Annotated in this window: 11 protein-coding genes; 7 read left to right on the forward strand and 4 right to left on the reverse strand. The window is 58.0% G+C overall.

What is annotated here, in order from left to right; all coding sequences use genetic code 11:
• The first annotated feature begins 43 nt into the window (after positions 1 to 43).
• Genes AAEZ03_RS15430 through AAEZ03_RS15445 form a run of 4 tightly spaced genes read left to right on the forward strand, consistent with a single transcriptional unit; the run spans position 44 to position 2,443 of the window.
• Positions 44 to 457: a MarR family winged helix-turn-helix transcriptional regulator gene (locus AAEZ03_RS15430; protein ID WP_048369773.1), complete on the forward strand. Its 414-nt coding sequence runs from the start codon at positions 44 to 46 to the stop codon at positions 455 to 457.
• 51 nt (positions 458 to 508) lie between these two features.
• A complete protein-coding gene (locus AAEZ03_RS15435) occupies positions 509 to 1,717 on the forward strand; it encodes an MFS transporter (RefSeq protein ID WP_502947929.1) in 1,209 nt (402 codons plus the stop codon).
• On the forward strand, positions 1,714 to 1,836 hold the full coding sequence (locus tag AAEZ03_RS15440) for a hypothetical protein (protein ID WP_256677239.1): 123 nt from the start codon (positions 1,714 to 1,716) through the stop codon (positions 1,834 to 1,836). The genes AAEZ03_RS15435 and AAEZ03_RS15440 overlap by 4 nt, the downstream gene beginning before the upstream one ends.
• Positions 1,837 to 1,891: 55 nt before the next feature.
• A complete protein-coding gene (locus tag AAEZ03_RS15445; protein ID WP_262124325.1) occupies positions 1,892 to 2,443 on the forward strand; it encodes a glutathione peroxidase in 552 nt (183 codons plus the stop codon).
• Between the two features lie 84 nt (positions 2,444 to 2,527).
• Here the strand turns inward: AAEZ03_RS15445 and AAEZ03_RS15450 are convergent, their stop codons facing one another.
• Both AAEZ03_RS15450 and AAEZ03_RS15455 read right to left on the reverse strand, forming a co-directional pair.
• Complete coding sequence (locus tag AAEZ03_RS15450) at positions 2,528 to 3,808, reverse strand: OmpP1/FadL family transporter (protein ID WP_262124324.1); 1,281 nt, start codon at positions 3,806 to 3,808, stop codon at positions 2,528 to 2,530.
• Between the two features lie 653 nt (positions 3,809 to 4,461).
• Positions 4,462 to 4,686 (reverse strand): hypothetical protein, encoded by a 225-nt coding sequence (locus tag AAEZ03_RS15455; RefSeq protein WP_055101665.1) that lies wholly within the window; start codon positions 4,684 to 4,686, stop codon positions 4,462 to 4,464.
• Between the two features lie 974 nt (positions 4,687 to 5,660).
• Here AAEZ03_RS15455 and AAEZ03_RS15460 point away from each other — a divergent pair.
• Both AAEZ03_RS15460 and AAEZ03_RS15465 read left to right on the forward strand, forming a co-directional pair.
• Positions 5,661 to 5,984 (forward strand): SEL1-like repeat protein, encoded by a 324-nt coding sequence (locus AAEZ03_RS15460; protein ID WP_262124321.1) that lies wholly within the window; start codon positions 5,661 to 5,663, stop codon positions 5,982 to 5,984.
• Positions 5,985 to 6,156: 172 nt separating this feature from the next.
• Complete coding sequence (locus AAEZ03_RS15465; protein ID WP_174479328.1) at positions 6,157 to 7,521, forward strand: DNA recombination protein RmuC; 1,365 nt, start codon at positions 6,157 to 6,159, stop codon at positions 7,519 to 7,521.
• 62 nt (positions 7,522 to 7,583) lie between these two features.
• On the opposite strand, the gene AAEZ03_RS15470 is transcribed toward AAEZ03_RS15465, so the two are convergent.
• Both AAEZ03_RS15470 and AAEZ03_RS15475 read right to left on the reverse strand, forming a co-directional pair.
• Complete coding sequence (locus AAEZ03_RS15470; protein WP_153327678.1) at positions 7,584 to 11,051, reverse strand: PAS domain-containing hybrid sensor histidine kinase/response regulator; 3,468 nt, start codon at positions 11,049 to 11,051, stop codon at positions 7,584 to 7,586.
• Positions 11,052 to 11,170: 119 nt separating this feature from the next.
• The gene (locus tag AAEZ03_RS15475) at positions 11,171 to 11,716 is read right to left on the reverse strand and encodes a TetR/AcrR family transcriptional regulator (protein ID WP_350579750.1); all 546 of its coding nucleotides are present in this window, start codon (positions 11,714 to 11,716) and stop codon (positions 11,171 to 11,173) included.
• 89 nt (positions 11,717 to 11,805) lie between these two features.
• On the opposite strand from AAEZ03_RS15475, the gene AAEZ03_RS15480 reads away from it, so the two are divergent.
• Positions 11,806 to 13,002, forward strand: a complete 1,197-nt coding sequence (locus AAEZ03_RS15480; RefSeq protein WP_350579752.1) for an MFS transporter — start codon at positions 11,806 to 11,808, stop codon at positions 13,000 to 13,002.
• Positions 13,003 to 13,051 lie beyond the last annotated feature (49 nt).

Here is a 13,051-nt window from a genome sequence, read left to right on the forward strand (position 1 = left end):
TTTAAATCTTGATTCTCCTTCATTGCGGGTATATACATACAAAATGTTACCAACCCAGTGTTTATGCACCAACCTGCGACGTGCTTCGCGGGGCATCAGCCGACATTACGACGGGGCCCTGGATGGCTTCGGGATCAACGTTGCGCAGTTTTCATTGATGAGCAACCTCAAGCGACTGGACCAGCCGAGTATTTCCAGCCTCGCCGAGGCCATGGGGCTGGATCGCAGTACTTTGGGGCGCAATCTGCGGGTGCTGGAAGGCGCTGGCCTGGTGAAGATGTCTGAAGGTGAGGACCACCGTAATCGGCTGGTCTGCCTGACCGAAGAGGGTGAGAGGCGCTTCAATGCCGCCTGGCCCGCCTGGGAGGCCGCACAACAGCGGTTGGTCGCGCGTTTGGGAGAAGACCGGCGCGAACAGTTGCTGCAGTTATTGGATGAGCTGGCGGGTGTCGATTAGCACCCGTTTTACGAATAAGAATGGGTATATACCCGCATCAGGAGAATAACAATGACATCGGTGTGGCGAACGAGCGGGTGGATACTGCTGGGCAGTGCGTTGATTTTGGCGCTGTCGTTGGGGGTCAGGCACGGCTTTGGTCTGTTCTTGCCGCCCATGAGTGCGCAGTTCGGCTGGGGGCGAGAGGTGTTTGCCTTCGCCATTGCCTTGCAGAACCTGATCTGGGGCCTGGCTCAACCGTTCACCGGTGCGTTGGCCGATCGCTTTGGCGCCGCCAAAGTGGTGATCGTCGGCGGTGTGCTCTATGCCGTCGGGCTGGTGCTGATGGGCATGTCGGACTCGTTGCTGACGCTGTCGTTGAGTGCTGGCCTATTGATTGGTATCGGCCTGTCCGGCACGTCGTTTTCGGTCATTTTGGGTGTGGTCGGCCGTGCTTTGCCGCCCGAGAAACGCAGCATGGGCATGGGGATCGCCAGTGCGGCAGGCTCCTTTGGCCAGTTTGCAATGCTGCCCGGCACGCTGGGGCTGATCGGCTGGGTTGGCTGGTCGTCCGCCTTGCTGGTACTGGGTTTGCTGGTGGCCATGATCGTGCCGTTGGTGAGCATGCTCAAGGACCGCCCAACGCCGAGTCTGGGCGGCGAGCAAACGCTCAAGGAGGCGCTGCGTGAGGCGTGCACTCACTCGGGCTTCTGGCTGCTGGCGTTTGGTTTTTTTGTCTGCGGGTTTCAGGTGGTGTTTATCGGCATCCACTTGCCGGCCTACCTGGTCGATCAGCATTTGCCTGCCACCGTGGGCACTACGGTATTGGCCCTGATTGGCCTGTTTAATATTTTTGGTACTTACACCGCCGGATGGCTGGGCGGGCGTATGTCCAAACCGCGCTTGCTGACCGCGTTGTACCTGGCGCGCGCCGTGGTGATCGTGGTGTTTTTGTGGGCGCCGCTGTCGCAATTCAGCGCTTACCTGTTTGGCATGGCCATGGGCTTTTTGTGGCTCTCGACGGTGCCGCTGACCAACGGCACCGTCGCCACAATGTTTGGCGTGCGTAACTTGTCGATGCTGGGCGGGATTGTCTTTTTGTTCCATCAACTGGGCGCATTTCTGGGCGGTTGGCTGGGCGGCGTGGTCTATGATCAAACCGGCAGTTACGACCTGATCTGGCAAGGCTCGATTGTGCTCAGTCTGTTGGCAGCGGCCTTGAACTGGCCGGTGCGTGAGCGTCCGGTTGCGCGTTTGCAGGCACAAGGGAGCATGGCGTGAGTTCACTGTGGCTTTGGTTGGGTGGCATCAGTGCAGGCTTTTTGCTGCTGGCCCTGAGCTGGTGGGGCTGGCATCAAGGTGGCCTGGCCTTGCTGGAGTTAGGCATGGGCACTTGCTAGTGCCGTGCCGGGGCGAGTAAGTTCTGTGCCTGCACCTCTATAAAGGACACGAACAATGCTAAAGCGCTGGATTGCGATGCCCGTACTGTTGTTGGCGTGCGCGGGTTCTGTCTGGGCGGCTGATTGCCCGTCTTTGCTTGAAGGTTCATTGCCCAAGCTGCGGGCCAAAGAATCGATCGATCTGTGCAAGCAGTTTGCCGGCAAGCCTTTGTTGATTGTGAACACGGCCAGTTTTTGCGGCTTTGCGCCCCAGTTCAAAGGGCTGGAGGACTTGAACCAGCGCTTTAAGGGCCAGGGGCTGGAAGTGCTCGGCGTACCGTCCAATGACTTCAAGCAAGAGGCCAAAGATGGCGAAGAGACGGCCAAGGTCTGCTACGTCAATTACGGTGTGACCTTCACCATGACCGAACCGCAAAAAGTGCGGGGTGACGATGCAACGCACCTGTTCAAGGTATTGGCTGAACAAAGCAGCACGCCCAAGTGGAATTTCTACAAGTACGTGGTGGACCGTAAAGGCAATGTGATTGCCAGCTTCTCGAGCTTGACCAAGCCGGACAACCCGGAGTTGATTGAAGCTATAGAAAAAGCCATCGCCTCAAAGTCCTGATTCCTACACAAAAAAAAGCCCCGCATCTGTAAAGAGAGCGGGGCTTTTTAGTTCAGGCCGCGTGAGCGTCAAGCACTCGCAAGCTTAGAACTTGTACGTTGCACCGACAGCAAAGCCGTTGGCGCTGTTTTCGTACTTGGCGCTGTAGTTGTTGATGCCTTTGGAATCGTTAACTTTGACCGACTCTTCTTTCAGGTAAGAGTAAGCCACGTCGATAACCAGATTCTCGTTGACGGCGTAACCGGCACCCAGGCTAAAGATCGTACGGTCACCCGTTGGGATACGTGGCGAACGGTTTTGGTTGTTGGTAGGCGATTGGTCCCAGGTCAGGCCCGTACGCAGTACCCACTGCTTGTTCAACTGATACGACGTACCGATGGCGTAAGCCCAGGTGTCGTGCCAGTTTTGTTCTTCTTTGATGGTCGTGAATGCTTGAGCGCCACCAGCACCGGAGTTGGCCATGGTCACGCCTTTGTTCTGCACGGTGATGTCTTTCAGGCGGCTCCAGCGGGTCCAGGTGCTACCGGCATAGACCTTCCAGGCATCAGACAGGTCTTGGGTAACGGACAGGTCCCAGGATTCCGGGGTGTCGATCGACAGCGAAGCGTCATAGCGGTTGCTTTGCAGCAACTGAGGTGGAGTGCCTGCGCCTGCTTCAACTTCGGTGTGACCCTTGAGTTTGTAGGTCACTTTGGAGTGGTAGGTCAAACCGACACGGGTGGTGTCTGTGGCCTGCACCAGAACACCGGCGTTCCAGCCCAGCGCGGTGTCGTCACCCTTGATTTTGACTTTGGCTTCGGGTGTGCCCGGAACCAGCGCAAGCTGCGACTCAAGCTTGCCGGAGATGCGGTTGATGGTCGGGCCGAAACCTACCGAAACGCGGTCGTTGAAGGCGTAGCTGACAGTAGGCTGCAGGGTCACGACTTTTACGTCGCTGGTGCTACCGAAGGCGCGGCCCTGGAAGCTTTTTTCGTACTCAGTTGCCAGGCCGAAAGGTGCATAAACACCGAAGCCGATGGCCCACTGATCATTGAGCTTATTGGTGTAGAAGCCCATAGGCACGCCGGTGAAAGGGACCATGTCGCCTTTGTTGGTACCTTTGGCATTACCGTTGGCATTTTTGATATCGGTTGTGGCGTCGATCACGGCGATACCACCAGTGACCTGTTGTCCGCTCAGGCGGGACATACCGGCAGGGTTACCGAAAACGGTACTTGCATCGTCAGCAGAAGATGAGCGACCTGCGAAGCCGGTCCCCATACCGCTAACGCTTTGTTCGTTGAGGGCGAAGCCGCTTGCGAAAATCTGGCTGGAAGCCAAAGTGACAGCGAGGCTAAGTGTGGTCTTGAGCATTACTTTTTTCATTATTAGAACTCCTTTTGATCACCGGACGAAAGCTACCAACATTTTTGTAAGAGCGCTATAGGCTAAATCGCAGAAGATAACGATGTTTTGTAGGACAATCCGACCGTTTTCCGATCATTTACAGGTTTGCAGAGGGTTGAAAAATCTCAAGCTGCTTGGTTGAGAACGGTCATGCAGTCGCGCCCAACATCCTTGAAAGTGTGCAAACGTCCTTTTAGCTCAACTACTTGGCGTTACAGCAGGTCTTGCGGGTGTGCTGTCGGCGTAAAGGTTGGCTGGCTGCAATGCCTGGCAACAAAACTTCAACGTCCAGAGTGTATTTTTGTTTGTTCAGGTTAACTTTGATGCAGTCACGTAAAGCTTCAGCTCCCTGGCGCGATCCCCGTGCAGCCATGGCTTTTTAAAATGGCCGGTGGCACCCAGGCGCTTGGCAGCTGTGGATCGTGAGGGTGCGCCGGCAGCGGATTATGCCGCTTGAGTTGAAGTGTAGTGTCATATTCCGGTTGTAAAGCTCTGTTTTTAAATCGTTTGTAGCTTCTAGGTGTAAGCGATATATCCGCAAGTGCTTAAGCGATGCCGGATATTTCTTAAATGACGCCCAACAAAAAGCCCTGCTGTTCGGGCAGGGCTTGTTGGGTAAGCGCTTGCAGGTCTTAGGCGATAAGTGCCTGACGAGTACGCTCGATCACAGCTTGCAGAGGCTCTGCGCTGGAATATTGATCGGGGTACAGGCGTTCGCTGTGACGGGCGATGCCGTGTTCGTTGACCAGGGTGAAGCTGAAGCAGCCTTTGCGAGCGGCCATAATCAGGCAGTTCATTGGAGCAAAAGCGTTGGTTAGGGTGCGAATGGCATCCTGAGTCTGGATTTGAGTATTCATAGTTATTAGGTGTTCCTACAAAAGACACGGATATGATCCGTGCTGCGTTAAAACGTTCCAGTGACGTCGGGCCATTTTGGCGGGACGAAGAACCTGTCTGGAACAAAGCCGCCAGTTGGAGCGCATTAAGTATGTGGCGCTTGGGCTGGCAGGTAGGTACTTAGGAGGGCAGGCAATCACAACAAGAGCTAAGGTTCCGTGCTCTGGGTGAAGATCCTGATCAATTTGCAGGTTGGTTCGGTCAGAGTAAAAAACTTCGCGATACCCTTTGCTTGTTCAAAGGCTGTATCGGCACAAGATTTACCTGGAAACCATCTTGGGGGTCGATCCCGTTTTATCAGCGCGGCCATCTATTTGAGAGGCTGCTGAGGGATTTGTTCGGCCCGAATTGACTTTCAGCTTGGTACTAACGCTGCGGATACTATCGGGTTGAAAATTTAAATGCAAGTGTGCTAGCAAAAAAACATCCTGTCACGGTGTTCGGGGCTTTACGCACAACAGGCCGTATTGAGGCTGTTATTAGCCTGTTTTGGGCAATATTCCACATAGGCTTGCCTGAGCAGCGAGCGTCACACGGGTATTGAGTGGGGGTGTTTTCTGCGGGCGAGTCCTACATTTTTTGCCTCTGAATCGCCCTGCGCGCTGCGCGGAATGTGATCTTTTGCACATTTGCAACACAACCAACATATTCGTCTGCGAGGTCAATCACGGTAGCTGTCTAGCCTGTTCCGCAAATTTAAGTCAATGAAAAACATCGTTTTTTTTAATTGGTGAAAAAATCGACAGTTTGACTCTAGGCCCCGTAGGGTGGGGGTTTGCGGGGGGTAAACGAGGGTTGTCCACTGACTTATCCACAGGATCTGTGGATTGTCACGCGCGCTTGCTCTAGATCGCGGGTATAGACTTTTTTCGGCTTTACCCAAGCGAAAAAAGGAGTAGAGTGGCGCGCCTTCTGTTCTGCCCTACAGTGTTTTATGAAGTTTCGCACAGCTACTTCCTCTGCTACTCGCTCCAGCACACCGCCCGCCGCGCCCAAACGCTTTTCTTTGCGCATTGCGGTCTGGCTGCTGGACAACCCTCACCTGGGCGCTAAATCCAGCGTCAAACACGTTGCCGGCCATTTGCTTAAGCAACCTGCCCGCCAAGGTGTGGTGCTGGCACAAAGCCGTTTGGGGCAATTGATGTGCCGTGATTGTGGAAGCTCCCGGGACCAACGCATTGGTCACGAGCTTTTGCGTCAGGCCGCCCGCGCCGGTGACCGCGTTGCTCAACAGGAATTGAGCAAGATCGAAGACTGAGCTGTCTTCGTGCCCTGAGCTTGGTTAACCTTGCTTTTTTACCTTGCGCGGAGTGGTTATGGCCCTGGACCTGAGCAGTATTTTGCTGGGCTTGGCGTTGGCAGGCGTGCCGTTGTTGGCGTTCGTCTGGCAATTGCAGCGGCGCGCCAGCGGGCATCAAGCCGAGTTGAACCTGCTTGAAGAGCGCCTGAATATGGCCCAGTTGGCTCAGGACGGTCTGAGCGCACAGCTGGACGCCAGCCGCGATGAAATCAGTGACTTGGGGCAGGCCAATACGGCCAAGCAGGCCGATCTGGCGGCACTGCGCCGCGAGGTCGAACTGTTGCAGGTAGAGCGCGACAACGCGCGTGATGCTGCCCACGCCTGGAACCTGGAACGCGCACAGAAAGAAGCCGAGCTGCGTCACCTCGGCGCTCAGGCTGCCGGTCTTAGCGCCGAACTGCGCGAGCAACAAGAAAGCCATCAACAACGTTTGAGCGATCTGCAAGGGTCGCGAGATGAATTGCGCGCGCAGTTTTCGGAACTGGCCGGCAAGATTTTCGATGAGCGCGAACAACGTTTTGCGCAAACCAGCAATGAGCGTCTGGGCCAGTTGCTCGACCCGCTTAAAGAGCGCATCCAGTCTTTCGAAAAGCGCGTTGAAGAAAGCTATCAGCAGGAAGCCCGTGAGCGCTTCTCACTGGGCAAAGAGCTGGAGCGCCTGCAGCAACTCAACCTGCGCTTGAGCGACGAAGCCACCAACCTTACGCGCGCCTTGAAAGGCCAGAAGACCCAGGGCAACTGGGGCGAGCTGATTCTGGAACGGGTGCTTGAGCATGCCGGGCTCGAAAAGGGCCGCGAGTATCAAACCCAGGTCAGCCTCAAAGGGCCGGATGGCGAGCGCTTTCAGCCGGACGTGTTGATCCTGTTGCCGGGCGACAAGCAGGTGGTGGTCGACTCTAAGGTCAGCCTGACGGCGTATCAGCAGTTTGTCGGTGCCGATGACGACGTGATCGGGCAGGCGGCGCTGAAACAGCATGTGCTGTCACTGCGTAATCACGTCAAAGGCCTGGCCGGCAAAGACTACAAGCGTCTGGAAGGGCTGCACAGCCTGGATTTCGTGTTGTTGTTCGTGCCTATCGAAGCGGCTTTTTCAGCGGCGCTGCAAGCCGAACCCAACCTGTTTCAGGAAGCCTTTGACCGCAACATCGTGATCGTCAGCCCGACCACATTGCTCGCCACCTTGCGGGTGATCGACAGCCTGTGGAAGCAGGAACGCCAGAGCCAGAACGCCCGAGAAATCGCTGAGCGGGCCGGTTGGCTGTACGACAAGTTTGTGCTGTTTATCCAGGACCTGGATGAAGTCGGTAATCGTCTTCAGCAGTTGGATAAAGCCTACGCAGCAGCACGTAACAAACTGACCGATGGGCGCGGCAACCTGGTTAGCCGCAGCGAACAGCTCAAATTGCTCGGCGCACGGGCCAGTAAAAGCTTGCCCCCCGAACTGCTGGAGCGGGCCATGACCGACATCAACGGCGTAGCGCATCCGGCTGAGTAAGTTCTTGTAGGGCCGCTGCGCAACCCATCGCAGCCTCATGCTTCGGCAGCGGCTACAGGGGATCACAACGGCACATGCCGGCTCAGCAGTGCTCTCAACACCGCCGGTTTGACCGGCTTACCCAAATACTCAAGCCCCGCCGCATGCACTTCGGCAATCATTTCCTGGCGTCCGTCGGCGCTGATGACCACGCCCGGCACAGGCTCGCCCAATTGCGCGCGCAGCCAGCCCATCAGCTCGGTGCCGGTTTCGCCGTTGTCCAGGTGGTAGTCGACCAGCACCAGTTGCGGGCGCACGCCGTCGTTGAGCAAGGCCGCGCATTCATCGCGGTTTCTGGCGGTCCACACGCGGCAGCCCCAGCGCGTCAACAGGCTCTGCATGCCGATCAGGATGCTGTCTTCGTTGTCGATACACAGCACTTGTGCACCCGTCACCGACTGGCTTTTTGGCTCGCTGGGCACTGCTTGTGGCGCAGCTTGGGCCTGTGCCAGCGGTACGCTGACGCTGAATACGCTGCCTTTGCCCGGCCATGAGCGCACCTGCAGGGTGTGCCCGAGCACTCGGCACAGGCCGTCAGCAATCGCCAAGCCCAGCCCCAGGCCTTTTTCGGCGCGGGTCTGGTGGCTGTCCAGGCGTTTGAATTCTTCAAAAATCACTTGCAGCTTGTCTTGCGGGATACCGGGCCCGCGATCCCAGACCTCCAGGCACAAATGCTGGCCACGACGACGCACGCCCAGCAATATCGGGCCCTTGGCGTAACGGAAGGCGTTGGTCAGGAAGTTTTGCAGGATGCGCCGCAGCAGCTTTATGTCGCTGCTGACCCGCAAGCGGCTGCCACGTACCCGGAACTTGAGGCCTTGCTCTTGTGCCTGGGCGGTAAATTCGGTGCCCAGGGTATTGAACAGGTCGTTGATTGCAAAAGGCTTGATGTCGGGTGTGAATTTGCCGTTTTCCAGTCGGGAAATATCCAGCAAGTCGCTGATCAAGTCCTCGGCTGAGCGCAGCGAGCTGTCCAGGTGTTGGACCAGTTTCTGCGCTTCCGGGCTTAAGTCTTCCTGGTGCGAAAGGGCGGCCGAGAACAGCCGCGCCGCATTCATGGGTTGCATCAGGTCATGGCTGACAGCGGCCAGAAAACGGGTTTTCGATTGGTTGGCAGCCTCGGCAATGCCTTTGGCTTCGGTCAGCGCCTTGTTCAGTTCCGACAGTTCACGGGTTCGCTCGGCGACGCGCTGTTCCAGGCCTTCGTTGGCCTCGGTGAGCGCCTGTTCGGCCTCACGGAACGCGGTAATGTCGGTAAAACTCATGACGAACCCGCCGCCCGGCATGGGGTTGCCGATAAGCTCGATCACCCGGCCATTGGGGAACAGGCGTTCAGAGGTGTGCGCCCGACCTTGGCGCATCCAGTGCAGGCGGCGCGCCACGTGCACTTCTGCCTCACCGGGGCCGCACAGGCCGCGTTCGGCGTTATGGCGAATAATGTCGGCAATCGGGCGGCCAACGCTGATCAGCCCCTCCGGATAGTCGAACAGTTCCAGGTAACGGCGGTTCCAGGCCACAAGCCGCAGGGACTGGTCGACCACGCTGATGCCCTGGGTGATGTTTTCAATTGCGCCCTGGAGTAAGGCACGGTTGAACTGCAACACTTCTGACGCCTCGTCGGCAATGCGTACGACGTCTTCAAGCTGCATTTCTCGGCCTTCAATGGCGGCTTTAACCACCGCACGGGTGGACGACGCCCCAAGTACACCGGCCAGCAGGCGTTCGGTATGGGCGATCCATTCGCCATCGGCGTTCTGGTTGGGGTTGAAGCCTTTGCCTTGACGGTAGGCGAAGCGGATAAAGCTCTGCCGGGCGCGTTCTTCGCCGACAAAGCGGGCCGCCAGTGTCAGCAGGTCGTTGATTTGCACCGAAAGCATGGAGCGGCCGCTGGGGTGGCTGCTGATTTCCTGGCCGATAAAACGTCCGGCCTGCCAGTGCTCTGACACTCGGGTACGCGACAGCACCGAGACCCAGGCAAACAGGGTGAAGTTACCGGCCAGCGACAGCACCACGCCCTGTGTCAGCGGGGTGATCGGCAGGCCCAGCGGGTTGCTGTGCAGCCACGCCAGCCCTGGAAAATGGTTCAAATGCCAGCCCATGCTGTGGGCGATCAGCGGCAGCACCAAGGTGTAAAACCAGATAAACGTACCGGTCGCCAATCCTGCAAAAACGCCCCGGCGGTTGGCTTGTTTCCAGTACAGCGCGCCGAGCATTGCGGGCGCCAGTTGAGTGACTGCCGCGAAGGAAATTTGCCCGATGGTGGCCAGGCTGGCCGTGGAACCCAGCAGGCGGTAACTGACATACGCCAGCAGCAGGATGACCACGATCGACACGCGGCGCACCGAAAGCATCCAGTAACGGAACACTTCAAACGGGCGCTCGGCGTTTTTGTGGCGCAACAACCACGGCAACAGCATGTCGTTGGACACCATGGTCGACAGTGCCACGCTGGCCACAATCACCATGCCGGTGGCGGCCGAGGCGCCGCCAATAAAGGCCAGCAACGCCAACGCCGGGTGAGCCTGGGCCAGTGGCAGACTGATCACGAACGAGTCCGGCAGCACCGAGCTGGGCAGCATCATTTGCCCGGCCAGGGCAATCGGCACCACAAACAGCGCCGCTAATATCAGGTAGGCCGGGAACACCCATTTGGCCAGACGCAGGTCTTGCGGCTCGATGTTCTCAACCACGGTGACGTGGAACTGCCGTGGCAGGCAGATGATCGCCATCATGGCGACGCCGGTTTGCACCACCATCGACGGCCAGTTGATGGTTTCTTTCCAGTACTCTTCAAGACGCGGCGCCAGCATGGCCTGGCTGAACAGGTCGTCGAAACCGTCATACAGGCCGAAGGTGACAAACGCGCCGACCGCTAAAAAGGCGAAGAGCTTGACCAGCGATTCGAAGGCAATGGCCAGCACCATGCCCCGGTGGTGCTCGGTGGAGTCGAGGTTGCGGGTACCGAACACGATGGTGAACAGGGCCAGGACCAGCGACACCAGCAGCGCCGTGTCCTGGGCGCGGGTGCCGGTGGCGTCGGCGCCGGCACCGATCAGCAGGTTGACGCCGAGCACGATGCCCTTGAGCTGAAGGGCGATGTAAGGCAGCACGCCGACGAGGCAGATCAAGGCCACGACAATTGCCAGTGATTGGGATTTGCCATAGCGGGCGGCAATAAAGTCGGCAATCGAGGTGATGTTCTCTTGTTTGCTGATCATCACCATTTTTTGCAGGACCCAGGGTGCGCAGACCAACAGCAGCACCGGCCCCAGATAAATCGGCAAGAACGCCCAGAGTTGTTCGGCGGCCTGGCCCACGGCGCCAAAGAAGGTCCAACTGGTGCAGTACACCGCCAGCGACAAACTGTAGACCCACGCGCGTACCCGCGGCGGCAGCGGTTTGCTGCGCCGGTCACCATAAAAGGCAATGGCGAACATGATGGCCATATAAGCCAGAGCGACGGCGGCAATCAGCCCGCTGGACAACGACATGGAGACTCCTGAAGGTAGATAGACCCGGGCGATCCGGCCCGCAAGTCTAGTCTCGCACGATGTTTAAACCGCGTCAGGCTCGACCATGGTCTGAGCGCGGCCTGGTGTCGCAGGGCGGCTTATTGGCCCAGTGCCAGGTCGATCTGTTCATTGAGTTGTTCGAGCGTTAATGGCGCTTCTGCAAACAAGATGCGAAACACCACCGGGGCGACGATCACGTTCAGCAGGCGGTCAATGTCCGGCAGTTGTTCAACGTGCCCACGGTGACGTTCGAGGATGATCCGCAGCTGAGCGCCGAGGATCTGCACGCAGGTCCCTTTGGTCGGGCTGCTTTGCACGTCGCGCATCATGTTGCGCCCGGGTTCGGAGTTCATTTCATCCAGATACTGCTCGGCCCATGCCTGGATATCCCCGCGCAAACTGCCCGTGGCCAGCGGCTCAGTGTCGGGTCGCATGCGCTCCAGGGCAACGTCGGCGAGCAACACGTTCAAGTCGCCCCAGCGCCGATAAATGGTCGACGGGGTGACCCCGGCGAGGGTGGCCACCATGGGCACGGTGACGTTGGCGCGCTCGTGCTCCTTGAGCAGTTGGCGCACCGCCGAATGGATTGATTCCTGCACGCGGGCACTTCGCCCGCCCGTGCGTACTTCCTTAGGTTGGTTCATGCGTAAAACCTTAACACAAAGAATTTGCTTTAAGCCGCAGGCCGTCGCACACTCCGCAAAAGCAAATTTTTAGCTTTAGCGAGGGTGGTATGTCCAACAGCACTGATATCCCGGCTCCAAACCGTTCCAGCATGGTGTTTCTCGGGCTTACCGTCCTGACCTTTCTGGCGGCTTCGGCGGCGCCCACGCCGCTGTACCGTATCTACCAGGAAACCATGCACTTTTCGGCCGCCACCTTGACCCTGATTTTCGGCGTTTATGCCTTGAGCTTGCTGACGGCGCTGCTGATAGTGGGCTCATTGTCGGATTATTTGGGGCGTAAACCAGTCATTTTTTGCGCGTTGATCCTCGACATGCTGGCGATGGGCTTGTTTCTCAGCGCGGACAGCGTGGCCTGGCTGATTGCCGCGCGCTTGTTGCAAGGCTTTGCCACGGGCATGGCAACCAGTGCGCTGGGCGCTGCAATGCTGGACCACGACCGCCAGCAGGGGCCGCTGATCAATAGTATTTCACCCTTGGTGGGCATGGCCTGCGGGGCATTTGGCACCAGCGTGTTGGTGGAGTTTGCGCCGCAACCGTTGCACCTCGCGTACTGGGTATTGCTCGGTTTGCTGGCCGCCCAGGCCGTGTATGTCTGGCGATTGCCCGAGAGCGTCAGCCCGCAACCCGGCGTACTGGGTTCGTTGCGGCCCAGCTTGCATATCCCGCCGCAAGCACGTGCGGCGATGTGGCAGGTGTTGCCGGTCAACGTTGCCGTGTGGGCGATGGGGGGCTTTTATCTGACGCTGGTGCCGTCACTGATCCGTGCGGCCACGGGCTCAAACTCTTTTCTGGTGGGCGGGGCGATGGTGGCCGTGCTGACCTTGAGTGGCGCCCTGGCTATTTTCAGCATGCGCAATCAATCTGCCACGCGGGTGCTGACGCTGGGCTCCAGTCTGCTGGTGGTGGGCGTCAGCACGATCATGCTGGCCGTTCACAGCGGCAACCTCGGGCTGTTTTTCTTTGGCTCGTTAGTGGCTGGCAGCGGTTTTGGCACTGGCTTTTTAGGCAGCATCCGCAGTGTCGTGCCGTTGGCGCTGCCCCATGAGCGGGCGGGCTTGATGTCGGCTTTTTACATCCTCAGTTATCTGGCGTTCTGCTTGCCGGTATTGCTGGTGGGGAGCCTGACGCGCATTTTTGGTCTGGTCAGAACCGCCGACGGCTTCAGTGTGGTGTTGATTGTGCTGGCGCTGGGGGCACTGTTGAGTGTGTTTTTAAGGCGAGCTGCCAGTACTTGCAAGGCTTGAGTCCGCGCCTTTCGCACATATATAGGTAAAACAGATAACAGTTAGAGAA

Origin of the sequence: Pseudomonas sp. HY2-MNA-CIBAN-0224 (assembly GCF_040310285.1) — a bacterium.
In the GTDB taxonomy this organism is placed as follows: domain Bacteria; phylum Pseudomonadota; class Gammaproteobacteria; order Pseudomonadales; family Pseudomonadaceae; genus Aquipseudomonas; species Aquipseudomonas helleri.